Genomic DNA, 24,169 nt, shown 5'->3' on the forward strand with positions numbered 1-24,169 from the left:
GGCTCCAGACGCGCCATCTGCGCATCCCCTCTCGTGACATTGCTGCGCAATGCACTGCCGGGCAGTGGGTCAGCCAGAAGAGATCACTCATGTCACCGCTCGCTTTTTGCAGCAGTGAATCACGCCCTCGCTTGCCGATCAATGGGTCCTGACCCTAACCAGTCGAACCACGTTTCAGGCACCCTTTGTCCCTTGTCTCAACCCAGACGCGAGGATTTCGTATCGAGGCCAGCGCGTCAAGCGTGCACGTTGCAGGGGCGCGCGCGATGCGCTAAGCGCGAGCGCACATCCGGAGGCGGACCGGGAAGGAGATCCCAATGAGCGACGGCAAGAACGGGCTGACCTATGCGCAGGCAGGGGTCGACATCGACGCGGGCAACGCACTGGTCGAGCGGATCAAGCCCGCCGCCAAGCGCACCAACCGCCCCGGCGTGATGAGCGGGCTGGGCGGCTTTGGCGCGCTCTTCGACCTGCGCGCGGCGGGCTACACCGACCCGGTGCTGGTGGCGGCGACCGACGGCGTGGGCACCAAGCTGCGCATCGCCATCGACACCGGCCACGTCGACGGCGTGGGCATCGACCTCGTTGCCATGTGCGTCAACGACCTGGTCTGCCAGGGGGCCGAACCGCTGTTCTTTCTCGACTATTTCGCCACCGGCAAGCTGGACACCGACACCGCCGCGCGGGTGATCGAGGGCATCGCCGAGGGCTGCGCGCGTTCCGGCTGCGCGCTGATCGGCGGCGAGACGGCCGAGATGCCGGGCATGTACCCGGCGGGCGATTTCGACCTCGCGGGCTTTGCCGTGGGCGCGATGGAGCGCGGCGGCGAGCTGCCCGCCGGCGTGGCCGAGGGCGACGTGCTGCTGGGTCTTTCCTCGGACGGGGTGCATTCGAACGGCTATTCGCTGGTGCGCCGGCTGGTCGAGGTCTCGGGGCTGGGCTGGGACGCGGCCTGCCCCTGGGGCGGTGCGACGCTGGGCGAGGCGCTGCTGACGCCGACGCGACTGTACGTGAAACCCGTGCTGGCGGCACTCAAGGCGGGCGATGTGCGCGCCCTGGCGCATATCACCGGCGGCGGGTTGACCGAGAACCTGCCGCGCGTCCTGCCCGAAGGGCTGGGCGCCACGATCGACCTCGATGCCTGGGACCTGCCCGATCTCTTCAAGTGGATGCGGGGCGTCGGCGACATCGCCGAGGCCGAGATGCTCAAGACCTTCAACTGCGGCATCGGCATGATCATGGTCGTCCACCCCGAGAGCGAACACGCGGTCTCCACGCTGCTCGCGGAGTTGGGCGAGACGGTCCACCGGCTGGGCCGGGTCGTGCCGGGCAGGGGGGTCAGCTACTCCGGATCGCTGGGGTGAAGCGGGTCGCCATCCTTCTGTCCGGCGGCGGCTCCAACATGGTCAAGCTGGTCGAGGATATGCACCGCGACGACCATCCCGCGCAGCCGGTGCTGGTGCTGTCCAACAGCGCCGCGGCAGGCGGACTGGCCCGGGCGGCGGCGCTTGGCGTGGCCACGGCGGTCGTCGATCACCGTCCCTTCGGCCAGGACCGCGCGGCCTTCGAGGACGCCTTGCAGGCGGCGTTGGCGCCTTTCGCGCCGGACATCCTGTGCCTCGCGGGCTTCATGCGCGTGCTGACGGCGGGCTTTGTCACGCCCTGGCAGGGGCGGATGCTGAACATCCACCCTTCTCTACTGCCCAAGTACCGCGGCCTGCACACCCATGCCCGCGCGCTGGAGGCGGGCGATACCGAGGCCGGCTGCACCGTGCACGAGGTCACGCCGGAACTGGACGATGGCCCGATCCTGGGCCAGGCGCGTGTCCCGATCCTTGCCGATGACACACCCGACACGCTGGCGGCGCGGGTTTTGGCGCAGGAACACCGGCTCTATCCGGCCGTGCTGCGGCGTTTCGCGGCCGGAGACCGGACCCCCGTCTACCTGGGCTGACACGCCGCCGCGTTCTTTGCCTCGCAATTGCTGCTGGCTGCGGTATGGTGCCCGGAAAACAACAAGCAGAGACGATCGACGGCGAATGCAGACAATCACCACGACCGAGGCCCTGAGCGCCTTTTGCGAGCGCGCCGCAGGACACCCCTACGTCACCGTAGACACCGAGTTCCTGCGCGAACGCACCTATTATTCGAAACTCTGCCTGATCCAGTTGGCGGTGCCTGGCCGCGGACCGGAAGACGCGGTGCTGGTGGACCCGCTGGTCGAAGGGCTCTCGCTCGACCCGCTGATGACGCTCTTCCGCAACACATCGGTGGTCAAGGTCTTTCACGCCGCGCGGCAGGACCTGGAGATCTTCCACGTCGACCACGGCGTGATCCCGGCGCCGCTGTTCGACACGCAGGTGGCGGCGATGGTCTGCGGTTTTGGCGAACAGGTCGGCTACGAGACTCTGGTCAAGCGGATCGCCCGGCAATCGCTCGACAAGAGTTCGCGCTTTACCGACTGGTCGCGCCGCCCGCTGACCGATGCCCAGCTGACCTATGCGCTGGCCGATGTGACCCACCTGCGGCAGATCTACGAACACCTCGCGCGCAAGCTTGAGGAAACCGGCCGCGCCCGCTGGGTGGCCGAGGAACTGGCGGTGCTGACCGCGCCCGAGACCTACGTCACCCACCCCGAGGACGCCTGGCTGCGGGTCAAGACGCGGTCAAACTCGCCGCGTTTCCTGGCCATCGTACGTGAACTGGCCGCCTTCCGCGAATCCTACGCCAAGGATCGCAACATCCCGCGCACCCGCGTGTTCAAGGATGACGCGCTGGTCGAACTCGCCTCGACCAAGCCCCTGGACATGAATGATCTTGGCCGTTCGCGCCTGCTCTTGCGCGACGCGCGCAAGGGCGCGATCGCCGAGGGCATCCTGGCCGCGGTGCAGGCCGGGCTGAACTGCCCCAAGGAAGACCTGCCGCAGATCGACAGCGAGCGCGACAAGTTGCAGGTCAACCCCGCGCTGGCGGACCTGCTGCGCGTGCTGCTGAAGGCCAAGACCGAAAGCTCGGGTGTGGCGTCCAAGCTGATCGCCCCGGCGGCGGACCTGGACGCCATCGCGGCGGGACAGCGCGACGTGCCCGCCCTGCATGGCTGGCGGCGCGAGGTCTTTGGCGAGGATGCGCTCAAGCTCTGCGAAGGCCGCATCGCATTGACCGCCAAGGGCAAGGATGTCGAGGTGATCGAACTCTGACGGTCCGGCCCGGCATCCCGCGGGACGCCGTGCCAGAGCGGGTCACGATCTAGCGGCGCACGGCGCGGATGTTGCGCGCGCCCTTGACCTGGATCGTGCCGATCCCGGCCAGCTTGTTGTCGGTGATCCACAGCGCCACGGTGTGGGTCCGCGTCTGGACCGGCCCCTGCACGCCGCGCGGCTGGAGACCGCGAAAGGCGTAGGTCAGCGTCGTCGGGCTGCTTTCGGCATCCAGCTTGACCAGCTTGAGGTCGAATGCGCCCTGGTAGTCGGCCACCGCCGTGGCGCGGATGATCGCGCCGCCCGGGCGCCGTTCGACCACCAGTTCGGTGATCTCGCCCAGGTCCCAGCCGCGATAGCTGGTGTCCTTCTCCTGGCGAAAGATCGATTCCCGGCGCTTGGGGATCAGCGGGTTGACCTCGCCTTCGGTTGCGACCGGCGTCGACACGCTGCGGCCGAACCAGTTGAACGGGTTCAGACGGCTGTCGCGCACGGTGCCGCAACTGGTCAGCACCAGTGCCGAAAGAACGAGAACCGAGATCGGTTTGAACATGTCGCGCCTCTTGCCAGACTTCCCAGAGGGGTAGCGCAGATCGGCGCGGTTGAAAAGGTTCCTCGGGCAGGTCGCGGGGGCTGGACCTTTGGCGCGGGCCTGCCTAGGTCTTCGCCCAAACGGAGGACTCCATGGCTCAGGAAGCGTTCGAAGAGGTGGTCGCGGATTTCGAGTTCCTCGAGGACTGGGAAGACCGCTACCGCATGGTCATCGAGATGGGCAAGGACATGGCCCCCATGGCCGAGGCGCTGAAGGTGCCCGCCACCAAGGTCGAAGGCTGCGCCAGCCAGGTCTGGTTGCACATGGCGCCCGAGGACGGGCGGTTCCATTTTCAGGGCGACAGCGACGCGCTGATCGTCAAGGGGCTGATCGCGCTGCTGCACCGGCTGTATGACGGCCTGCCGCTGGCCGAGGTGGCGGCGGTCGACGCCCGCGCCGAACTGGGACGGCTGGGCCTGAACGAACACCTGTCGGCGCAGCGCTCGAACGGGCTGCGCGCGATGATCGAACGGATCCGGTCGGCCAGCGCCTGAGCGGCGCTAGTCGATCAGCGCATCGGTGCGCAGGCCCGCGCGTTCCAGGTGGATCGGCAGGACGCGGCCGTACAATTGGCGCGTGCGTTCCGGCGCGCCCACCATGTCCGGTTGCTCGACTTAGGAAAAGATCGCGACGTAGCGCGGGGTGGGCCCGGTCAAAGGTGCCACGCGGTGCAGGCTGTAGCGCCCCTTGAACAGTTGCAGGTCGCCGGGTTCCAGCGTTAGGCTGACCACCTTGTCGGAGGTGCCGGCCAGCACCTCGGCCACGTCGTCGAACCGCTCGTCCTCGGCCGTACGGATCATCGGCGCGTATTCAAAGGCGCCGCCGCCCTCGGCGTTCTGGATCGCCAGCGTGACGGTGAAGTTGTTGGTGTCAAAATGCCAGGGAAAGCCGTTGCCCGCCACAGCCATGTTCACGATCACATCGGCCAGCGGATCGGCGTAGCGGTAAAAGCGCGGCTCTTGCAGGCAATCGCGGATGAAGGGGTCGAAGGCGGGAAAGTCGTGGATCGTGCGCAGCGCGCCGGTCGGGGCAAAGTTGTCCGCCGGGATGAAGGCATTGGATCGTTCGTAGAACTGCCGCCGCGGATCGCTGTCGGGCAGGGCCGGGTTGTCCGCTGTGAAATAGGCATTGGTGCGGGAAAAGCTGCGGTGGCCCCGGTCTGATACGCCATCCGCCTCGGCGGCGACCGCCCGCACGCCCGCCGGTGTCAGGAACCCCTTGAGCACGGCGCAGCCGTCCCGCGCCAGGTCCGCGCGCATCCGGGCCAGGATGTCATCTCGGCCGGGCCCGTCGATCGGGTAGCGGTCAAGGTCGATCAGGTCTGTTGCGGAATACATCGCGCCCTCCGGTGTTGCCACCCGAGGAGAACAGGGCAAGGCGCAGGGTTCTGGCCTGTCCTCGACGCATTCACGGTCGCTTTTGGACCGCCAGACCCGTGTCCGTCGCCCTGCGCGACCCGTTCGGGACGCCAGAGGTGAGGTCAGGTGTTGCCGTTGCCCGTGAACCGTGCCGCGTCCGCCGCCGCACGCCGGATGGCGTTCGACTTGTGCACCGTCTCCTGGTACTCGGCCTCGGGGTCACTGTCGTAGACCACGCCGCCGCCGGCCTGGATGTAGAGCTTTTGATCCTTGACGATGGCGGTGCGCAGGGCGATGCACATGTCCATGTCGCCACCGGCGCTGAAATAGCCCACGCCGCCGCCGTAGACGCCGCGTTTTTCCGGCTCCAGCTCGTCGATGATCTCCATCGCACGCACCTTGGGCGCGCCGGACACCGTGCCCGCCGGAAGCCCCGCCAGCAGCGCCGACAGCGCGTCCTGGTCCTCGCGCAGCTCACCCACCACGTTCGACACGATGTGCATGACGTGGCTGTACCGCTCGATGATGAACTGTTCGGTGGGTCGCACGGTGCCGATCTTGGACACCCGGCCGGTGTCGTTGCGGCCGAGATCCAGCAGCATCAGGTGTTCGGCCAGTTCCTTCTGGTCGGCCAGCAGGTCGGCCTCCAGCGCCCTGTCCTGCTCGGGGGTGGCGCCGCGCGGGCGGGTGCCGGCGATCGGGCGAATGGTGACTTCGTTGCCGAAGACCCTGACCAGGATCTCGGGGGAGGCGCCGATCACCTGGAAGCCGCCGAAGTTGAAGTAGAACATGAAGGGCGACGGGTTCGTCCGCCGCAGCGAGCGATACAGCGCAAAGGGCGGCAGGGGAAACTCCTGCGTCCAGCGCTGCGAGGGCACCACCTGGAAGATGTCGCCGGCGCGGATGTAGTCCTTGGCCTTTTCCACCGCCGCGAGGTAGTCGGCATGGGCGAAATTCGACACCGGCTCGCCGAGGTCGGCGGCATCGCCGAGATCGCGCGAGGCCTGCGGCAAGGCGCGTTCGAGGTCGCGCACCGCGTCCATCACCCGTTCGGCGGCCTGCGCATAGGCGGCGCGCGCCGACAGCCCGTCCTGCACCCAGGCGGGGGAGACGACCGTCACCTCGCCCTTGACCCCGTCCAGCACCGCCACGACCGAAGGCCGCATCAGCAGCGCGTCGGGCAGGCCCAGCGGGTCCGGGTTGACGTTGGGCAGGCGTTCCACCAGCCGGATCATGTCGTAGCCAAGGTAGCCGAACAGCCCGGCGGCGGCCTGCGGCAGCCCCTCCGGCAGCTCGATCCGGCTTTCGGCCAGCAGCGCGCGCAGCTCGGTCAGCGGGTCGCCCGCCTGCGGCTCGAAGGCGTCGGGATCGAAGCGCGCCATGCGGTTCAGCCGGCTGGTGGTGCCGTGGCATTTCCAGATCAGGTCCGGCTTCATGCCGATGATCGAGTAGCGCCCGCGCACCTCGCCGCCGGTCACCGACTCCAGCATGAAGGCATCCTTGGCCGCGCCCGTCAGCTTCAGCATCAGGGACACCGGCGTGTCGAGGTCGGCGGCAAGGCGGGTATAGACCACCTGGTTGCGGCCCGCCTGGTAGGCCTCGGCAAAGCCGTCGAAGGAAGGTGTCAGCTGTCCCATCGGCCTACTGGAAGTTCGCGTGTACGGCGTTGACCGCCGCCTGGTCGATGTTCACCCCGGCGCGGGCCTGGATGTCGGTCGACAGCGCGCGGAACAGGTCCTGCGCCACGTCCTGCGCCGCCTGGTTGCGCACAAAGGTGGCCAGCTGCTGGGATTGCTCGTTGGTCAGGTCCACCGGCAGGATCTCGTCCAGACGCACGATCACCGCGCGGTCGCCGCTCTGGACCGCGCGCACGCCGCCCGGCTCCATGCCAAAGACCGCGTTCAGCACGCCCTCGGGCAGGTCGACGGTCACGGCGGAGCGGGTCAGCCCGGCTTCGGTCTGCGGATCAAGGCCGAGCCCCTCGAAGGTCACGCCCTCGCCCAGCTGCCCGGCCAGCGCCTCGGCCTGCTCTAGCAGGGCGGCGGATTGCCGGGCGGTCGTCCAGTCGGCCTGAACGCGCACCCGCACCTCGTCGAACGGGTAGGGAGCCGGGGGCTCCACCGCGTCAAGACGCAGAGCAAAGATGCCGCCATCGCCCAGCTGCTGGATCGACGGGTAGTCCGAAGTCTCGGCCGCCTCTGCCGCCTCGCGGAACGCGGGGTAGCCGGCAATGCCGTCCTCGTTGTCGCCGGTCCAGCCGATCTCGCCGGCCTCCAGGTCGGTCGAGGCGGCCAATTCCTCCAGCGTCAGGCCGGCGGCCAGTTCATCGTCAAAGCCCTGCGACTGGCCGTCGATCACCCGGCGCGCCCGGTCCAGCGCCAGTTCGCCGCGCATCATCGGGATGGCCTCCTCGAAGGAGGTCAGCTGCGCGGGCAGACGGGCGTTGACACGGAACAGCGCGGGGCCCAGCGGTGTCGGGGCCGGCCCGACGATCGCGCCGACCTCGCCCGCAAAGACGATGTCGGCCGCCTCGCCCAGGTCGCTGCGGCTCACGTCGCCCAGGTCGGTGTCGGACAGGCTGAGATCGCGTTCGGCCACCAGGTCCTCAAAGGCGATCTCACCGGCGGTCAGCCGGTCCAGCGCCGCCTGCGCGGCCGCCGTGTCGTTGAACACCAGCCGCTCCACCAGGCGCCGCTCGGGCAGGTTGAACTCGGCGCTGCGCTCCTCATAGGCGGCGCGCAGGCTGTCCTCGGGCACCTCGACGCTGTCCACCAGCATGTCGGGCGTCAACCAGACATAGGTGATGCGGCGGGTCTCGGGGCGGGTGAACCTGTCGATGTTGGCGTCGTAATGCGCCCTCAGCTCCTCTTCGGTGGGGGCGGGCAGGCCCATCTCCAGCGCGGTCTCACTCACCTCGGCCCAGGTAAAGGCACGCCGCTCGCCGGAATAGCCGAGCAGCGTGTTCACGTAGGCGTCGGGCAGCCGCACACCGGCGATCACGGCGCCTTGCAACAGCGTGCTGGCACCCTCGTCGCGCATCTTCTCCTCGAACTCGCGCTCGCTCATCCCGGCGTTTTCCAGCGCCATGCGATAGGCTTCGCGGTTGAAGCTGCCGTCGGGTCCCTGAAAGGCACGGATTTCCAGCAGGTCCCGCGCCAGCCGGTCGTCGCCGACCGAAATGCCCAGCGTCGCGGCCTCGTTCTCCAGCGCGGCGGTCACCACCATCTGGCTCAGCACCTGCTGCGTGATCCCGAGGCTCTGCGCCTGCTGAAAGGTCAGCGTCTGGCCGGTCTGTTGCTGGATGTTGCGGATCTCGTTCTGCAACGCGCGGAAATAGTCCCCGGTCGAGATCGGCGCCTCGCCCACGGTGCCGATCGACCGCACGGTGCCCGAGAAGTTCGTCGCGCCAAAGCCGCCCAGGCCCAGCAGCAGCAGACCCAGCAGGCCCCACACGAACCACTGGCCGATCCCGCCCTTTTTCTTGCTCGCCATGGCGCCCTCCCACTGTCGGTTTGCCCCTGTCTATGCCGCGCCCCCGGGGGCTGCAAGGGGCCCGTCGACCTGCGCCAGCCGCTGCGCAAAGGCACGGATGCCCGCGCGGTCGGTGTTGGCAAAGGCCACGCGGAACTGCCGGTCGCCGCTGGGATCACCCTTGGGGGTGAACATGGTGGCGGGCAGGATCAGCACGCCGGCCTCGCGCACCAGCCGCGGCGCCAATTGGGCCGAGCCCTCGGCAAAGGGATGCTCGATATAGGCGAAATAGGCGCCGCAGCCCAGCAGCTTCCAGCCTTTCGCCGCCAGCAGGCCGAAATGCTCCTCGATGGCGGCGCGGCGGTCGAGGATCTCGTCACGTTGCTCGGCCTTCCATTGCGACAGGTGCTCCAGCCCCCACAGGGCGGCCTTCTGGCCGAAACTGGGCGCGCAGATCGCCACGGTGTCCTGGAACTTCTCGATCTGGTGCAGCAGGTCCGGCGCGCCGATCACCGCGCCGACGCGGTGCCCGGTCAGCCGGTAGGCCTTGGAAAAACTGTAGAGCTGCACCAGCACCTCGTCCCACCCGTCGCGGGTCAGCAGGCCATGCGGTGCGCCCGGTCGGGAATCGAAATCGCGGTAGGTCTCGTCGACGATCAGCCGGATCCCGGCCGCGGCGCAGAGCGCGTGGAACCCGGCCAGCACCTCGCCCGGGTACTCCACCCCGCAGGGGTTGTTCGGCGTCACCAGTGCGATGGCCCGCGTGCGCGGCGTGATCAGCGCGCGCGCCGCCTCCGGGTCCGGGATCAGGTCCGACCCGCAGGGCAGGGGGACGGCGCTCACCCCCGCCATGTCCAGCCACATCTTGTGGTTGAAGTACCACGGCACCGGGAGGATCACCTCGTCGCCCTCGCCGCACAGTGCTGCGATGGTGGCGGCAAAGGCCTGGTTGCAGCCCGCGGTGATGCCCACCTGCTCGGCTGTCACGCGGCCGCCGTAATGCCGGCTCCACTCTTCGGCCAGGGCCGCGCGCAGGGCGGGCATCCCCAGCACCGGCGCATAGAGATGGCTCGACGGCTCTTCCAGCGCGGCCGCCATGGCCGCGCGCATCGCCGGTGGCGGCGGATCGGCGGGCGCCGCCTGGCTGAGGTTGATTAGCGGGCGGTCCGCCGGGAACGCGACGCCGCGAAGCCAGCGCTGCGCCTCCGGGATCGGCGGAAAGAAGGTGGCTTCGGTGCGCGAGGTCACGGGCAGACTCTCCTGCTGCTTCTTTGGTTTGACAAATACCTCGGGAGGGGTCCGGGGAGGGCAGAGCCCTCCCCGTCGCGGCCACGGCCCCCGCTCAATCGGTGCCGCGGTAGGGCTTGACGTATTGCAGCGCCATGTCCCAGGGGAAAAAGATCCAGGTGTCCTGGCTCACCTCGGTGACGAAGGTGTCCACCTGCGCCCGGCCCTGCGGCTTGGCGTAGACGGTGGCGACATGGGCCTGCGGCATGTGCCGCCGCACCACTTCCAGCGTGCGGCCGGTGTCGACAAGGTCGTCCACCACCAGAACGCCGGTGCCGTCGCCGACATACTGCATGTTGGGCGACTTGATGACCTTGGGCTCTGACTGCGCCTGGTGGTTGTAGCTCTTGACGCTGATGGTATCGACGATGCGGATGTCCAACTCGCGCGCGACGATCATCGCCGGGGCCATGCCACCGCGGGTGATCGCCACGACGGCGCGCCAGGCGCCCTCGTCCGGGCCCTGGCCTTGCAGCCGCCAGGCCAGCGCCCGCGCATCGCGGTGCAACTGGTCCCAGCTGACGTGAAATCCCTTTTCGTGCGGCAGACGATCGTTCATCTCAGACCCTTCCCTCAGGCAGCTTGACGCGCGTCTTAGGCCAGCCGGGGCCGCGCTGGCAAGCCTTACCGCCCCAGCAGCAGCCGCAGGCCCAGTACCCCCAGAACCGCCGCCGCGACCCGGTCGATCACCGGCTTCATCCGCAGGTAGCCGGCGCGCGCCGGGGGCGTCGACAGCAGCGCGGCAAAGCCCGCGTAGACCGCCAGCTCCACCACGAAATGATTGAGCACGATCAGCCCCTTTTCGACCATGGTCACATCGGCGGGGAAGATCACCACCAGCACCGAGGCTGCAAACAGCACCGACTTGGGGTTCGACAGGTTCACCAGCGCCCCGCCGAGAAAGGCCTTGGCCCCCGGGCGCGCGCTGTCGGCCACTGGGTTCCTCGCATCGCGCCAGAGCTGGAAAGCGATCCACAGCAGGTAGAGCGCGCCGGCGATCTTCAGCACCAGGAAGGCGGCGGGGAACAGCCGGAACAGGATGTCGAGGCCCAGCAGCGCCGCGCCGGTCCAGAGCGCTGCCACCAGGCCCAGCCCCGCGCCGGTGGCGACCCCGGTGCGAAAGCCGCCGGCGATGGACTGGCGCAAGGCGAACAGCAGCGCCGGGCCGGGGGCCGCCATGGCCGCCAACAGGGTGAGGTTGAAGGCGAGCAGGTGAGTCCAGTCCACGATGCCCCCGAAGCGCGTTTCGCGCAGCAGGCCAGAGCTTTCGCGTCCTGTCAAACGAAGAGGCCCCGGCGCGGGGGTCGGGGAACAATGTCTTTCGTCAGAGATGCGCGAAAGTCAGGCGGTTCAGCCCTTGGTGATGTCGGGCGCGTCGACCGCCTTCATGCCGACGATGTGGTAACCGGCGTCGACGTGGTGCGTTTCACCCGTCACGCCGCTGCCGAGATCCGACAGCAGGTAGAGCGCCGATTTGCCCACGTCCTCGATCGTCACGTTGCGCCGCAGCGGCGAGTTGTACTCGTTCCACTTCATGATGTAGCGGAAATCGCCGATGCCGCTGGCGGCCAAGGTCTTGATCGGCCCGGCGCTGATCGCGTTGACGCGAATGCCGTCCTTGCCCAGGTCCTCGGCCAGATAGCGCACCGAGGCCTCCAGCGCCGCCTTGGCCACGCCCATCACGTTGTAATGCGGCATGATCCGCTCGGCGCCGTAATAGGTCAGGGTGACTGCGCTGCCGCCCTTCTTCATCATCTTTTCGGCCCGCTGCATCACGCTGGTGAAGCTGTAGACCGAGATGTCCATGGTCATGGTGAAATTGGCCTTGGAGGTGTTCACGTAGCGGCCGCGCAGTTCATTCTTGTCGGAAAAGCCGATCGCGTGGACCACGAAATCCAGGCTGTCCCAGCGGTCTTTCAGCCCGGCAAACAGCGCGTCGATCGACGCCTCGTCACCGACATCGCAGGGCAGCACGAAATCCGATTCCAACTGCCCGGCCAGCGGATCGACCCGCTTTTTCAGCGCCTCGCCCTGGTAGGAAAAGGCCAGTTCGGCCCCCGCGTCCGCGCAGGCCTTGGCGATCCCCCAGGCGATCGACTTGTCGTTGGCAAGCCCCATGATCAGGCCGCGTTTTCCCGCCATCAACTGGTTTGACATGATCGCCTCTTTTCCCGGAACCTCGTTGCTGCGAGCATTAGGCGATCGGCCACCGGCCATCAAGTGCGCCGTTCGCGCAAGACCGCCCTTGCATCCCGGGCGACACGCGCCACATTGCGCCATCGGACCCGATCCTGGAAAATGACGAAGGAGCCACACCATGAGCGATCGCAGCGGACATTTCGCCGGGGACGATCCCTTTGCCATCGCACGCAGCTGGCTGGCCGAGGCCGAGGGTGCGGAGCCGAACGACCCCAATGCCATTGCGCTGGCCACGGTCGATGCCGACGGTCTGCCCAACGTGCGCATGGTGCTGCTGAAGGAGGTCGAGGCCGACGCCTTTGTCTTTTACACCAACTACGAAAGCCGCAAGGCGCAGGAGATCGCCCAGTCCGGCAAGGCCGCCTTCGTGATGCACTGGAAGTCCCTGCGCCGCCAGGTGCGGGTGCGCGGCCTGGTCGAGAAGGAGGACGGCCCGCTGGCCGATGCCTATTACGAGAGCCGCTCGCTCAAGAGCCGCCTGGGTGCCTGGGCCAGCCACCAGAGCCAGCCGCTGTCGTCGCGCGCGGCGCTGATGGCCGAGGTCGCCCGCGTCACCGCGCGGCACGGCACAAATCCGCCGCGGCCGCCGTTCTGGGGCGGTTTCCGCATCCGCCCGCTGGAGATCGAGTTCTGGGCCGACGGGGCATTCCGGCTGCACGACCGGTTCCGTTGGTATAGGTCGGATCTGGCGCAGGACTGGATTATCGACCGGCTCAATCCATAGAAGGCTTTGTTTCAAAAAGAAAAATTCACGTTACGTGAAATGCGGCAAGGTTTCGCTCCTGGAATAGTTGACACAAATTAACCTCTTTGCATGGTATTGCCATGCCCTGACCCTGTGATCCAAGGCTTGTCATTGGGGATGAGTTGGGTGCGAAACGATGATATTGGGTCAGATGGACAAGGAGAAGCAGACGGTCTCCGGACGCGTGAAATGGTTCGATCCGTCCAAGGGATTCGGGTTTGTGGTGTCGGACGAGGGCGGGCCTGACATCCTGCTGCACGCGAACGTCCTGCGCAACTTCGGACAGAGTTCGGTCGCCGATGGCGCCCGGATCGAGATCGAGGTGCAGCGCACCGATCGCGGCGTGCAGGCGACCCAGGTGCTGAAGGTCGAACCGCCCGAGGTTCCCGACAGCGCGCCGCTGGCGGATTTCGAGCATATCGACCCCGAGGTGCTGGCGCAGGCCGTGCTGGAACCGGCCCGGGTGAAATGGTTCGACAAGGCCAAGGGTTTCGGGTTTGCAAATGTGTTCGGAAAGCCCGAAGATGTGTTCATTCATATCGAGGTCCTGCGCCGCTCGGGCCTCGCGGATTTGCAGCCGGGCGAGGCCCTTGCAATCCGCGTGGTCGATGGCAAGCGCGGACGCATGGCGATGGAAGTGAACGCATGGGAAAGCGCCTTGTCGCGTTAAGCATTGTTGCCGCGCTGATCGCGTGGCCTGGATTTGCACAGGAAGACGGTCCCGCCGAGGCCGGCGCGCAGGAAACGCCCCCGGTGGCCGCGGTCGCGACCAGGGAAGAGCCGGTCGCCGCGACCTCGCCGCCAAAGCCGGTGGTCCCGGTCCCGGCCGAAGTGGCCCCCGAAGATGGTGTTCCGTCCGGCGATGCGCCGGTTTCGGCCGACGCGGCGGACCCTGCCGCAACGCCGGACGCGGGCGAAGACCCGGACCCCGTGGTGACCGCCGAACCGGTGGACGAACCCCCGCCGATCGATCCGATCCTGCCGATCGGTGACGAGCCGCTAAGCGAAGTGGAGCCCGATACGGTGGCGGCGTCCGACCCGGACAATGCCATCGGCGCCTGCCGCGCCGACACGGTCTATATCCGGGGCGATTTCGGCAAGGCGCGCTTTACCGTCGACGTGGCCCGCACCGCGGCCGAACGCTCGCAGGGGTTGATGAACGTCGAGTCGATGCCCGCCAGCAAGGGCATGCTGTTCGTCTACCCGGCGCCGCAAGCGGTGGCCTTCTGGATGAAGAACACGCTGATTCCGCTGGACATGATCTTTGCCGACAGCCGTGGCGTCGTGGTCAAGGTGCATGACAGCGCCATCCCGGGTGACCTGACATCGATTCCCGGCGGGGACGACGTGCAGTTCGTGCTGGAGATCAACGGCGGGCTGGCCCGGATGATGGGCATCACCGAGGGGGCTGAACTGCGTCACCCGGCGGTGCGGCGCGCGGCCTGGCGCTGCTGACCTGCGATTGGGTCTTTTCAAGTCGAACCGGGGCGGCTAGACCGCTTCGGTGTCGGGGCGTGGCGCAGCCTGGTAGCGCGTCTGTTTTGGGTACAGAAGGTCGTGAGTTCGAATCTCGCCGCCCCGACCATTTTTCCTCCTTTGCGACGTGACCCTTGCCGCCGCGCGGCCCCATGCCTGCGCGTGCCGTCGTGCTGTTGAGTCGGTGCATCGGCGTCGCGAGCGACATGCACCGCGACAGCCCGCCGTTCGGGCAGTTCCGAGCGCCCAGGCCAATGCCACAGTCCATCCGCCGCTGTCAGGACGTGCAACGTGCCCCGAAACGCCTGAACAGGTGCGGGGGAGGAGGTGGGGGACCTTGTCCCGCGCTTCAGGGAATCGGGACCGGTCATCGGTGTTGCACGTGTTCCACGCGCAACACCCGCGATCACCCGGATGCTTAACGAAAATTAACCGTCCGGACGCCCGGACCTGATGCGGCTCTCAAGGTTTTGTGGATAAACTGCCCGGAGCCTTTGCATTTCCAAGACTTGCCGCATTGCAGAAATTCTTAACGCAACAGCCCTGAATCGGTGAACCCCTACCGCCCCTAGTGGTTCGCCCTCGGGTCAACACCAAATATATGTAGATAACGTGAAAAAAGCCGTTGACGACTCTGCGTCGCAAAAGCCATCTTGTGCAGGCCGGTCGGGACACCCACTAGATGTTGTGGGGGCTGGCAAGAGACAGACAAGCAAAGCAGACAACGACACGAGGGCTTGTCCCTCGGCCCGCGCGGCAACCGCGGGACCTGCCTGGCTGTCCCTTTCCGACCCCGACTGGCACGACATACACGGGACAGCACTACGGGGCAGGGATGAAAATCGAAAGACGGTTCACCAAATCGGGGCAGGACGCATACGCGGAGATCGCCTTCGTCACCACCAAGTCAGAAATCCGCAATCCGGACGGCAAGGCCGTGTTTTGCCTCGACAAGCTCGAGGTGCCGGCAGGCTGGAGCCAGGTGGCAAGCGACGTGATCGCGCAGAAATACTTCCGCAAGGCCGGCGTTCCGGTCGAGCTGAAGCGCGTCCCCGAAGAGGGTGTTCCGGAATTCCTGTGGCGGTCGGTTCCTGCCGGCAAGGACACCGAGCGCACCGGCGAGATCAGCGCGCGCCAGGTGTTCGACCGGCTGGCCGGCGCCTGGACCTACTGGGGCTGGAAGGGTGGCTATTTCTCGACCGAGGAAGACGCCCGCACCTATTTCGACGAGATGCGCTTCATGCTGGCCACGCAGATGGCCGCGCCGAACAGCCCGCAGTGGTTCAACACCGGCCTGCATTGGGCCTACGGCATCGACGGCCCGAGCCAGGGCCATTTCTACGTCGATTACAAAACCGGCAAACTGGTCAAGTCGAAGTCGGCCTACGAGCATCCGCAGCCGCACGCCTGCTTCATCCAGTCGGTTTCCGATGACCTGGTGAACGAAGGTGGCATCATGGACCTGTGGGTCCGCGAGGCGCGGCTCTTCAAGTATGGTTCTGGCACCGGCACGAACTTCTCCTCCCTGCGTGCCGAGGGCGAGGCTCTGTCAGGCGGAGGCAAGTCCTCCGGCCTGATGGGGTTTCTCAAGATCGGCGACCGGGCAGCCGGCGCGATCAAGTCCGGCGGTACGACCCGTCGAGCAGCGAAGATGGTGATTTGCGACGCCGATCACCCCGACATCGAAGCCTTCATCAACTGGAAAGTGCGCGAAGAGCAGAAGGTGGCGTCCATCGTCGCCGGCTCGAAGATGCACGAAAAAATGTTGAACGGGATCTTCGCGGCCATTCGGGCCTGGGACGGGGCAGAGGAAGACGCGTATGAGCCCAACAAGAACGAGACCCTGAAGGCGGCCATCCGTGCCGCCAAGGGCGCCATGATCCCCGAGACCTATATCAAGCGCGTGCTCGACTACGCACGCCAGGGCTATGCCTCGATCGAGTTCCCGACCTACGACACGGACTGGGACTCCGAAGCCTATGCCTCGGTCTCGGGGCAGAATTCCAACAACTCCATCCGCGTCACCGATGCCTTCCTGAAGGCAGTGCGCGAGGATGGAGACTGGGAACTGATCCGCCGCACCGACGGCAAGGTCGCCCGCACCATCAAGGCGCGTGACCTGTGGGAGCAGGTGGGCCACGCGGCCTGGGCCTGCGCCGACCCGGGCATCCAGTTCCACGACACCGTCAACGCCTGGCACACCTGCCCCGAAGACGGCGCGATCCGCGGTTCGAACCCCTGCTCGGAGTACATGTTCCTCGACGACACGGCCTGCAACCTGGCCTCGATGAACCTGCTGACCTTCCTGCATGACGGCAAGTTCGACGCCGAAGGCTACATGCACGCCACGCGGCTGTGGACCCTGACGCTGGAAATCTCGGTGACCATGGCGCAGTTCCCGTCCAAGGAAATCGCGCAGTTGTCCTATGACTTCCGCACGCTGGGCCTGGGCTATGCCAACATCGGCGGGCTGCTGATGAACATGGGCTTTGGCTACGACTCGGACGAGGGCCGGGCGCTGTGCGGCGCGCTGACCGCGATCATGACCGGCACCGCCTATGCCACCTCGGCCGAGATGGCGGGCGAACTGGGCGCCTTCGACGGCTTTGCCCGCAACCGCGAACACATGTTGCGTGTCATCCGCAACCACCGCAACGCCGCCCTGGGCGCGACCGAAGGCTACGAGCAACTGGCGGTTAAGCCGGTCGCGCTGGACCACGTCAACTGCCCGGACGAAACCCTGGTGCAACTGGCGGTCTCGGCCTGGGACGAGGCGCTGCGGCTGGGCGAAAAGCATGGCTACCGCAACGCGCAGGTTTCGGTGATCGCGCCGACAGGCACCATCGGCCTGGTCATGGACTGCGACACCACCGGGATCGAGCCGGACTTTGCCCTGGTGAAGTTCAAGAAGCTCGCCGGCGGCGGTTACTTCAAGATCATCAACCGCTCGGTTCCTGCGGCGCTGGAGAACCTCGGCTATTCCTCCAGCCAGATCGAGGAGATCATCTCCTACGCGGTGGGCCACCAGACGCTGGGCAACGCGCCGGGCATCAACCACACCGCGCTGATCGGCCACGGCTTTGGCCCGGCGCAGATCGAAAAGATCGAGGCCGCGCTGGCCTCGGCCTTCGATATCCGCTTTGTCTTCAACCAGTGGACCCTGGGCGAGGCCTTCTGCCGCGACGTGCTGGGCATCCCGACAGACAAGCTGAACGACCCGTCCTTCGACATGCTGCGCCACCTCGGCTTCAGCAAGAAGGACATCGAGGCGGCCAACGACCACGTCTGCGGGACGATGACGCTGGAAGGCGCGCCCTTCCTCAAGGACGAGCACCTGACCGTGTTCGACTGCGCCAACCCTTGCGGCAAGAAGGGCAAGCGCTTCCTGTCGGTCGACAGCCACATCTACATGATGGCCGCGGCGCAGTCGTTCATCTCGGGCGCGATCTCGAAGACGATCAACATGTCGAACACCGCCACCATCGAGGACTGCCAGAAGGCCTACGAATTGTCCTGGTCGCTGGGGGTGAAGGCCAACGCGCTCTACCGTGATGGCTCCAAGCTGTCGCAGCCGCTCGCCGCCTCGCTGGTCGAGGACGACGACGAGGCCGCCGAGGTCCTGGAGACCGGCACGCCGCACGAAAGGGCGCAGGTGCTGGCCGAGAAGATCGTCGAGAAGATCGTCATCAAGGAAGTGATGAAGTCGCACCGGACCAAGATGCCGGAGCGCCGCAAGGGTTACACCCAGAAGGCGATCGTCGGCGGGCACAAGGTCTACCTGCGCACCGGCGAATACCAGGACGGCACGCTGGGCGAGATCTTCATCGACATGCACAAGGAAGGCGCCGGCTTCCGCGCGATGATGAACAACTTTGCCATCGCGGTCTCCGTGGGTCTTCAGTACGGGGTGCCGCTGGAGGAGTTCGTCGACGCCTTCACCTTTACCAAGTTCGAACCGGCGGGGATGGTGCAGGGCAACGACTCGATCAAGAACGCGACCTCGATCCTCGATTACATCTTCCGCGAACTGGCCGTGTCCTACCTGGACCGCACCGACCTGGCCCATGTCAAACCCGAAGGCGCCACCTTCGACGACATCGGCCGCGGCGAGGAAGAGGGCGTGTCGAACGTCAAGGAGTTGAGCGAAAGCGCGGCCTCGCGGTCTCTCGAAGTGCTCAAGCAGATCAGCTCGACCGGCTACCTGCGCAAGCGGTTGCCGCAGGAACTGATCGTGTTGCAGGGCGGCCAGGCGGCCGTGGCGCTGGAGGCCGGCACCGACGCCGAGCAGGTGCTGCGCACGCTGGTGCCCGCCACGGCAGCCGGTCCCCGGGCCAGTGTCTCGGCGACCTCGACCATTGCCGTCACGGCGGCGGTCAGCCGGGCCCGGATGCAGGGCTACGAGGGCGAGGCCTGCGGCGAGTGCGGCAACTACACGCTGGTGCGCAACGGCACCTGCATGAAGTGCAACACCTGCGGCGGCACGAGCGGCTGCAGCTGAGGACCATGGCGATGGACACTTTCCGCCTCGACTGCGTGCTCGAATGGGATGGCCATGTGAGCGATCCCATGACCCTCACGGTCAGCGTGACGGGCGAGGGGCTGGCGGGCGAGGGGACAGGCTCCTTTGCCATGCCGCGCCGCTTCATCGGCACGGCGATGCGCAGCGAAAGCCTGCCGCGCGCCGTCGCCCATGACGGCAGTGGCTTTGATCTGGAGGTGACCCGTTTCGACATGATGACGGGCATTGCCTACTACCGCACCGTCGGAGCCCTGCCTTTCGGGGCACGGCGGAGCGCATAGCGAGACACCCTTGGGGGGGTGATGCGGGGCCGGTTGCCATGGTCCCGCGTGGTTAGGGTGGCCAGGGAGTCCCGTCCCACCATCCGTTCCGGGGCCGGTGCGCTGGCCCTTGATGCAGACAAGGACGCAGGCAGAAAAACACGAGCGGTGAAACAGATGAGCCTTGTCGGCAAAACTGAGGGCGTTCCTCCCCCGGGAACGCCCTTTTTCCTGTCCTGTCACCAAGCCGCATGGCGAACGCGGGGATTCAGGCCTCGAACGTATCGACAATTTCAGAAAAGATAGCTTAATCCGGCAGTTGTGGCGAAAATCTGACGCCTTGCGTGAGCTTGGCTCCGTAATGCCCTGATATTGATCCCAAAACTGGCTCCGGCAGGAAATCAGCCGAAACCGTGTCTCAGGGCATCATGCGCATCTCGATCCGACAGTTCACCAGCTCTCCCAGGAAGTTGCGCTGGCAGACCCGCACGCGCTGCAACTGCGGTTGCGGTGCCTGGCTCGTCGGGGGGGCATCGAACTGCGGCGAGCGGATGCGCGGCACCGGTGCCGGGCTTTCGCGGTCGGCCGCGATCTGCGCCTGTTCCGCGAGCCAGTCGCGGTACTGCGATTCGGTCTCGCGGCGCAGCGCCTCGCGCTGGGGGCCGTCGAGAAAGCCGGTCGGCTCGAACCCGCGCGTTTCCTGCCAGTCGGCGATGGCCTTGCGCGAGGCCGGGCCAAAGATGCCGTCGACCCCCAGCGTGTCGAAGTCCAAGAGCGACAGCCGGGCCTGGATCTCGGTCCGGTCGGCCGATTTCATCTTCAGCAGCGCCTCGGTGCCTTCGGTGGTCGCGGGCAGCGGGCCCACGGCGTCGACGACGATCGAACTGGCCACGTCCGAGGACGAGGTCAGGGCGCGCGCCTCCTGCAGGCTGGTCTGGTCGGGCAGCAGCTGCCACAGGTCGCCGAACGGGACCTCCTGCCAGGTGGCGGGCAGCAGCGAGATCAGCACCTCGCGCAGGTCGGGCGGTGGACCGGCGGTCCAGTCCGCGCTGGTGCGCACCCGCAGGCCGGGGGCTTCGCCGCCGGTCAGTTCTACCTCGCAGCCCATCCACGACGGGTAGCCGTCGACCACCGCCTCGACGATGTAAGTCGCCTTGCGGTGCGCCGTGGCGCCGTCCTCGCGCAGGATCCGCTGGTCGTAGACCGGCTGTTCCGGGCGCGAATTCGCCGGGTCCAGGTCGGCGTTCCGGCCGATGCAGGCGCGGCGGGCGACCTCGTCTCCCAAGCTGCCGGGGGCGTCGTAACCGGCCAGGCCGATGCCCAGCGCCCGCGCCTGGCCCACCCGTTCGAGGCGCACCGTCTCGTCACCTTCCAGCGCCAGCACCTGGGTCGCCAGGTTGCCCGGCAGGCCGAACCGTTCGGTTGCGGCGCGCAACGCCTCGGGCAGGCCGGGGGTCGCGCCAAAGGTCAGGGTCGCGTCCAGCGCCAGCACCTTGCCCGCGCCGCTGCGGGCCTCGCCGCCGAGGAACGCCAGCGCGCAGGCGTCGCGGCATTCGGCGCCCGAATCCACCGCCGTCGGGATGCCGCGGCTGCGCAGGAAATCGGCGATGCGCAGCGCCTCGTCCAGCGCGCCGCCCGGGCTGTCCAGGCAGAGCGGCCGGGTGCCGCCGGCAAAGCGCGTGGTGTCCACCACGCGGATCCGCTCGAGGTCGCCGCTTTCGATCGGCCCGGTGAGCACGGCGGCACAGTCGAACTGCTGGCCGGGATCGGTGCGCACCTCTCCCGCGGCGGCACCCTGCGCGGCTAGCGTGGTGGCGCAGAGCAGCGCGGATAGGGAAGCGCGGCGGAACGGTTCGCGTGTCATCTGTGGTCTCCCTGCCTGAGGCCTGACTGGCCTGTCGGTTATATCCGCCTGTGCGCGAGGGTCAAAGCATCGCGCGCGACGGCGGCACAAGCGGCGCGCGCCATGTTACCCTTTTGCCGGTCCCGGCCCCCTTGGGCGCCCCGGCGCCGGGATCATGAAAATTCGCACGTTAATCGCCAAGTAAGAGCCCGGGGCTTAGGGCTTGTCCCGGGAACGTCCGGCGCGCGCCGGTCGGCGGCCGGCCCTGTCCGGCGCCGGTCGCATTCGGGGCTGCGCCGCTGTTCTCACAGCACCATCGTGCCGCGGCACCGGGGACATGGCTGCCCTTGGTCCGGCGGCAACACAGACGGCGGAGATTTCGTTGATGCAAGCCCTGTTTTCGTTGCCTGAACGCCTCGACAGTCGCGCCTTTGCGGCTGCGGTCTGCTTTCTGTTCGTGCCACTGGGCGGCGTCGTGGCGATCAGCAGCGGGGGGTATGCGCCATTGTCCCTGGCCGGGTTGCTGGCGGGGGCGGTGCTGGGGCTGATCTGTGTGCGATGGCCGGGGCCCTGGGCGAACCACGTGCTTGCCGCGCTGCTGATCGTGCAGGCCGCGCAGATCACTGCGCAGATGCAGGGGCATCCCTGGCAGGTGGACACGCATATCCTCTACTTCGCGATGCTGGCGATCGTCGCCACCCTGCGGAGCGTGCGGGCGCTGCTGCTGGCCTGCGGGGTGACGCTGGTGCACCTGTTGCTGGTCGGGCAGGTCTGGCCCGGGCTTGTCTGGCCGCCGTCCGAGCCGTCGGGCGCGCTGCGGGGCTTGCTGCATGCGGTCGTCGTCATGCTGGAAGGTGGGGTGCTGGTGATGGCGATCCTGCGCCGGCGCGCCGCCGAGACCCGCGTCGCGCAGACCGCCGAACGGCTGGACACGGAACGCCGCATTGCCGAAGATGCCCGCCGCGAGGCCGAAGACAACATTCGGACCACGCGGCTGGTGATCGACGCGGTGCGGGTCGCGCTGTCTCGGCTGGCCGGGCGCGACATGACCTGTTCTATATCGGCGCCTTTTCCCGCCGCCTACGAGGTCATGCGGCAGGACTTCAACACCACGGTCGAGACGCTGCGCGAGGCCTTCCTCAACGCCAACGACCTGGGCAAGAGCTTTACCAGGGATGCGCAGAGCCTGGCGGAAGAGATCATCGGGCATTCCGGAAAGACGGCCAAGCAGGTGCAGCGGCTGGAGGGGATGAGCGCCGACGCCGCGAAATTGCGCGAACTGCTGACCGCGACCGTCGAACAGGCGCACAAGGCCGCCGAGGCCGCCGGCCAGGCGCGCGGCAGTGCCGAGCATGGCGGCGAGGTCACCGCGCAGGCGATCCGGGCGATGCGCGGGATCGAGGACAGCTCACGCGAGATTTCGCAGATCGTCGACCTGATCGACGACGTGTCGTTCCAGACCAACCTGCTGGCGCTGAACGCCGGGGTCGAGGCGGCGCGAGCCGGTCAATCGGGCAAGGGGTTCGCGGTAGTCGCGGCCGAGGTGCGGCACCTTGCCCAAAGCACCTCGGAGGCGGCGGCCGGGATCAAGAAGCTGATCCGGCGCAGCTCGGACCAGGTCAAGACGGGTGCGGGTCTGGTGGATGCCGTCGGCCAGCGCCTGGCCGAGATCCAGACCCAGATCGCGCGCGCCAGCGCCCTGACCGATGCGATTTCCGAGGGCAACGGCGCCCAGGCCGAGGGGCTGAACCGCCTGCACGCGCAGGTCGGCGATGCCGACGCCGCAGCCCACGAGGCGCAGAAGACCGCCGAACGGCTGGCCGCGCGTGCGCGCAAGATGACCATCGCTTCGAAGAAACTGTCCTGCGACATCGAGGCCTTTACCTTTACCGAGGACGACCTGCTGCGCGGCATGTCCGAGGCCTGAGGCGCGCGCGTGCCGCTGATGCGGCAGCGCGCGCTCAGGGCCGCGCTTCGGCGCGCGGCATGGCGCGCATCAGCAGGAGGCCGAGCGCGGCATAGACCATGACGCCCAGCGCCAGCGGCCGAACCGTGCCGTCGAACATCAGCCCCACCGGGACCGCCAGCGCAACCGCCGCGACGGTGGACAGCGCGCTGATGACAGAGGCGGCGGTGCCGGCGATATGTCCCACCGGTTCCATCGCCAGCGCGTTGAGATTGCCGATGGTCAGCCCGGCCTGGAAAAAGGCCATGACCTGCCAGGCAAAGAAGGCAGCAAAGAACCCCACGCCGGACCAGCCGCCCAGGTCGAGGCAGAGCAGCGCGCCGCTGACCCCCACCTGTACCGCCAGCATCACGGACACCAGCCGCCGCATGCCCAGCCGCACCACCAGCAGGGCATTCACCACGCTGCCGCTGGCCGACAGGATCGCGCTGGCGCCGAACCACAGGGGAAAGCTGTCGGCCCGCCCCAGCACGGTTTCGTAGATCGGCTGGATGCTGGAGATCGTGGCAAAGAGCATGCCGAAGACCAGGCTTTGCGCGGCGATCGACAGGCGGACCACCGGCAGGCGCAGCATCTCGACGATGGCGGCGTGCAGCGCGCGCAGGCGGAAGGGCCGGCGCGCCGCCACGGGCAGGGTTTCGGGCAGGCGCAGCGCCAGCCAGAGGCTGGAGACCAGCGCAAACAGCACAAAGGCCCAGAAGATCGCGGTCCAGTCCCAGAGCGCGACAAGGCCCGCGCCGATGGTCGGCGCCAAGGCGGGCACCAGTGTGAAGACCATCATGACAAAGGACATGATCTGCGCCATGTGCCGCCCGGCAAAGCGGTCACGGATGATCGCCATGGCGACGACCCTGGGCCCGGCGGCACCCAGCCCCTGCACCAGCCGCGCCGCCAGCAATCCCTCCAGGCTGTGTGCCCGCACCGCCAGCAAGGCTCCGGCAATGTAGAGCACGGCACCGGCCAGCGCGATCGACTTGCGCCCGAAACTGTCCGACAGCGGGCCGGTGAACAGCGTGCCCAGGCCCAGTCCGAAGACAAAGACGGTGACCACCAGTTGCGCGCGGTTGGGCGCCTCGGGCGTCAACGCCTCTGCCATGGCGGGCAGGGCAGGCAGCATCGCATCGATGGAAAAGGCGACCGATGCCGCCAGAGCCGCCATCAGGGCGACGAATTCTACCCGACCGGGACGTTCCTCCGACGCGGGGGCGGCTATGGGCCGGGTCTGGCTCGGGGGCTGGGACATGGCGGACACTTCA

The 24,169-nt window shown here is 67.4% G+C and carries 20 protein-coding genes and 1 tRNA gene; 11 read left to right on the forward strand and 10 right to left on the reverse strand.

Going from position 1 to position 24,169, the window contains the following annotated elements; translation table 11 throughout:
* The first annotated feature begins 317 nt into the window (after positions 1 to 317).
* The 3 genes from purM to rnd all read left to right on the forward strand — a co-directional run bounded on the left by purM (position 318) and on the right by rnd (position 3,197).
* Positions 318 to 1,364 (forward strand): phosphoribosylformylglycinamidine cyclo-ligase, encoded by a 1,047-nt coding sequence (purM, locus tag MAA8898_RS24035; RefSeq protein WP_094023570.1) that lies wholly within the window; start codon positions 318 to 320, stop codon positions 1,362 to 1,364.
* Entirely contained in the window at positions 1,361 to 1,954 is a 594-nt protein-coding gene (gene purN / locus MAA8898_RS24040; protein ID WP_094023571.1) for a phosphoribosylglycinamide formyltransferase, read from the forward strand. The genes purM and purN overlap by 4 nt, the downstream gene beginning before the upstream one ends.
* An 85-nt stretch (positions 1,955 to 2,039) precedes the next feature.
* A complete protein-coding gene (gene rnd / locus MAA8898_RS24045) occupies positions 2,040 to 3,197 on the forward strand; it encodes a ribonuclease D (protein WP_094023572.1) in 1,158 nt (385 codons plus the stop codon).
* 49 nt (positions 3,198 to 3,246) lie between these two features.
* On the opposite strand, the gene MAA8898_RS24050 is transcribed toward rnd, so the two are convergent.
* Positions 3,247 to 3,750: a hypothetical protein gene (locus MAA8898_RS24050; RefSeq protein ID WP_094023573.1), complete on the reverse strand. Its 504-nt coding sequence runs from the start codon at positions 3,748 to 3,750 to the stop codon at positions 3,247 to 3,249.
* 131 nt (positions 3,751 to 3,881) lie between these two features.
* Here MAA8898_RS24050 and MAA8898_RS24055 point away from each other — a divergent pair, with 131 nt between their 5' ends.
* A complete protein-coding gene (locus MAA8898_RS24055; protein ID WP_094023574.1) occupies positions 3,882 to 4,283 on the forward strand; it encodes a SufE family protein in 402 nt (133 codons plus the stop codon).
* Positions 4,284 to 4,403: 120 nt separating this feature from the next.
* Here the strand turns inward: MAA8898_RS24055 and MAA8898_RS24060 are convergent, their stop codons facing one another.
* From MAA8898_RS24060 to fabI, 7 genes are all read right to left on the reverse strand, one after another.
* Positions 4,404 to 5,126 carry a HalD/BesD family halogenase gene (locus tag MAA8898_RS24060; protein WP_245853613.1) on the reverse strand — a complete coding sequence of 241 codons (723 nt, stop codon included), beginning with the start codon at positions 5,124 to 5,126 and terminating at the stop codon, positions 4,404 to 4,406.
* A 143-nt stretch (positions 5,127 to 5,269) separates the two neighbouring features.
* A complete protein-coding gene (trpE, locus tag MAA8898_RS24065) occupies positions 5,270 to 6,784 on the reverse strand; it encodes an anthranilate synthase component I (RefSeq protein ID WP_094023575.1) in 1,515 nt (504 codons plus the stop codon).
* Positions 6,785 to 6,788: 4 nt separating this feature from the next.
* Entirely contained in the window at positions 6,789 to 8,639 is a 1,851-nt protein-coding gene (locus tag MAA8898_RS24070) for a peptidyl-prolyl cis-trans isomerase (RefSeq protein ID WP_094023576.1), read from the reverse strand.
* Between the two features lie 30 nt (positions 8,640 to 8,669).
* Positions 8,670 to 9,866: an aminotransferase gene (locus MAA8898_RS24075; RefSeq protein ID WP_370738641.1), complete on the reverse strand. Its 1,197-nt coding sequence runs from the start codon at positions 9,864 to 9,866 to the stop codon at positions 8,670 to 8,672.
* A gap of 94 nt (positions 9,867 to 9,960) precedes the next feature.
* Entirely contained in the window at positions 9,961 to 10,464 is a 504-nt protein-coding gene (gene gpt / locus MAA8898_RS24080) for a xanthine phosphoribosyltransferase (protein ID WP_094023578.1), read from the reverse strand.
* 65 nt (positions 10,465 to 10,529) lie between these two features.
* Positions 10,530 to 11,132, reverse strand: a complete 603-nt coding sequence (locus MAA8898_RS24085; protein ID WP_245853615.1) for a LysE family translocator — start codon at positions 11,130 to 11,132, stop codon at positions 10,530 to 10,532.
* 123 nt (positions 11,133 to 11,255) lie between these two features.
* Entirely contained in the window at positions 11,256 to 12,062 is an 807-nt protein-coding gene (gene fabI, locus MAA8898_RS24090) for an enoyl-ACP reductase FabI (protein WP_094023579.1), read from the reverse strand.
* A gap of 160 nt (positions 12,063 to 12,222) precedes the next feature.
* Between fabI and pdxH the strand changes: the two genes are divergently transcribed.
* The 6 genes from pdxH to MAA8898_RS24120 all read left to right on the forward strand — a co-directional run bounded on the left by pdxH (position 12,223) and on the right by MAA8898_RS24120 (position 19,125).
* Positions 12,223 to 12,828: a pyridoxamine 5'-phosphate oxidase gene (gene pdxH, locus MAA8898_RS24095; RefSeq protein WP_094023580.1), complete on the forward strand. Its 606-nt coding sequence runs from the start codon at positions 12,223 to 12,225 to the stop codon at positions 12,826 to 12,828.
* A gap of 172 nt (positions 12,829 to 13,000) precedes the next feature.
* A complete protein-coding gene (locus MAA8898_RS24100; RefSeq protein WP_094023581.1) occupies positions 13,001 to 13,519 on the forward strand; it encodes a cold-shock protein in 519 nt (172 codons plus the stop codon).
* Positions 13,495 to 14,304: a DUF192 domain-containing protein gene (locus MAA8898_RS27230; RefSeq protein ID WP_217900535.1), complete on the forward strand. Its 810-nt coding sequence runs from the start codon at positions 13,495 to 13,497 to the stop codon at positions 14,302 to 14,304. Before MAA8898_RS24100 ends, MAA8898_RS27230 begins: the two co-directional genes overlap by 25 nt.
* Positions 14,305 to 14,357: 53 nt before the next feature.
* Positions 14,358 to 14,434: transfer RNA gene (locus MAA8898_RS24110), tRNA-Pro, on the forward strand.
* A 726-nt stretch (positions 14,435 to 15,160) separates the two neighbouring features.
* Entirely contained in the window at positions 15,161 to 18,823 is a 3,663-nt protein-coding gene (locus tag MAA8898_RS24115; protein WP_094023582.1) for a vitamin B12-dependent ribonucleotide reductase, read from the forward strand.
* An 11-nt stretch (positions 18,824 to 18,834) separates the two neighbouring features.
* Positions 18,835 to 19,125: a hypothetical protein gene (locus MAA8898_RS24120; protein ID WP_094023583.1), complete on the forward strand. Its 291-nt coding sequence runs from the start codon at positions 18,835 to 18,837 to the stop codon at positions 19,123 to 19,125.
* Between the two features lie 397 nt (positions 19,126 to 19,522).
* Here the strand turns inward: MAA8898_RS24120 and MAA8898_RS24125 are convergent, their stop codons facing one another.
* The gene (locus tag MAA8898_RS24125) at positions 19,523 to 20,968 is read right to left on the reverse strand and encodes a peptidoglycan-binding protein (protein WP_094023584.1); all 1,446 of its coding nucleotides are present in this window, start codon (positions 20,966 to 20,968) and stop codon (positions 19,523 to 19,525) included.
* Between the two features lie 364 nt (positions 20,969 to 21,332).
* Here MAA8898_RS24125 and MAA8898_RS24130 point away from each other — a divergent pair, with 364 nt between their 5' ends.
* On the forward strand, positions 21,333 to 22,874 hold the full coding sequence (locus MAA8898_RS24130) for a methyl-accepting chemotaxis protein (protein WP_141194939.1): 1,542 nt from the start codon (positions 21,333 to 21,335) through the stop codon (positions 22,872 to 22,874).
* Positions 22,875 to 22,908: 34 nt separating this feature from the next.
* Here MAA8898_RS24130 and MAA8898_RS24135 read toward each other — a convergent pair whose 3' ends face one another.
* Positions 22,909 to 24,156: a multidrug effflux MFS transporter gene (locus MAA8898_RS24135; protein WP_094023586.1), complete on the reverse strand. Its 1,248-nt coding sequence runs from the start codon at positions 24,154 to 24,156 to the stop codon at positions 22,909 to 22,911.
* Between the last annotated feature and the right edge of the window lie 13 nt (positions 24,157 to 24,169).

It is taken from the genome of Antarctobacter aquimaris (assembly GCF_900184945.1).
Taxonomy (GTDB): Bacteria; Pseudomonadota; Alphaproteobacteria; order Rhodobacterales; family Rhodobacteraceae; genus Maliponia; species Maliponia aquimaris.

Excerpts from the sequence above, each read along its gene's own strand:
- purM (WP_094023570.1), top strand. The coding sequence starts at position 318 with ATGAGCGACGGCAAGAACGGGCTGACCTATGCGCAGGCAGGGGTCGAC.
- rnd (WP_094023572.1), top strand. The coding sequence starts at position 2,040 with ATGCAGACAATCACCACGACCGAGGCCCTGAGCGCCTTTTGCGAGCGC.
- MAA8898_RS24050 (WP_094023573.1), bottom strand. The coding sequence starts at position 3,750 with ATGTTCAAACCGATCTCGGTTCTCGTTCTTTCGGCACTGGTGCTGACC.
- MAA8898_RS24055 (WP_094023574.1), top strand. The coding sequence starts at position 3,882 with ATGGCTCAGGAAGCGTTCGAAGAGGTGGTCGCGGATTTCGAGTTCCTC.
- MAA8898_RS24060 (WP_245853613.1), bottom strand. The coding sequence starts at position 5,126 with ATGTATTCCGCAACAGACCTGATCGACCTTGACCGCTACCCGATCGAC.
- trpE (WP_094023575.1), bottom strand. The coding sequence starts at position 6,784 with ATGGGACAGCTGACACCTTCCTTCGACGGCTTTGCCGAGGCCTACCAG.
- MAA8898_RS24070 (WP_094023576.1), bottom strand. The coding sequence starts at position 8,639 with ATGGCGAGCAAGAAAAAGGGCGGGATCGGCCAGTGGTTCGTGTGGGGC.
- gpt (WP_094023578.1), bottom strand. The coding sequence starts at position 10,464 with ATGAACGATCGTCTGCCGCACGAAAAGGGATTTCACGTCAGCTGGGAC.
- fabI (WP_094023579.1), bottom strand. The coding sequence starts at position 12,062 with ATGTCAAACCAGTTGATGGCGGGAAAACGCGGCCTGATCATGGGGCTT.
- pdxH (WP_094023580.1), top strand. The coding sequence starts at position 12,223 with ATGAGCGATCGCAGCGGACATTTCGCCGGGGACGATCCCTTTGCCATC.
- MAA8898_RS24100 (WP_094023581.1), top strand. The coding sequence starts at position 13,001 with ATGGACAAGGAGAAGCAGACGGTCTCCGGACGCGTGAAATGGTTCGAT.
- MAA8898_RS27230 (WP_217900535.1), top strand. The coding sequence starts at position 13,495 with ATGGGAAAGCGCCTTGTCGCGTTAAGCATTGTTGCCGCGCTGATCGCG.
- MAA8898_RS24115 (WP_094023582.1), top strand. The coding sequence starts at position 15,161 with ATGAAAATCGAAAGACGGTTCACCAAATCGGGGCAGGACGCATACGCG.
- MAA8898_RS24120 (WP_094023583.1), top strand. The coding sequence starts at position 18,835 with ATGGACACTTTCCGCCTCGACTGCGTGCTCGAATGGGATGGCCATGTG.
- MAA8898_RS24125 (WP_094023584.1), bottom strand. The coding sequence starts at position 20,968 with ATGACACGCGAACCGTTCCGCCGCGCTTCCCTATCCGCGCTGCTCTGC.
- MAA8898_RS24130 (WP_141194939.1), top strand. The coding sequence starts at position 21,333 with ATGCAAGCCCTGTTTTCGTTGCCTGAACGCCTCGACAGTCGCGCCTTT.
- MAA8898_RS24135 (WP_094023586.1), bottom strand. The coding sequence starts at position 24,156 with ATGTCCCAGCCCCCGAGCCAGACCCGGCCCATAGCCGCCCCCGCGTCG.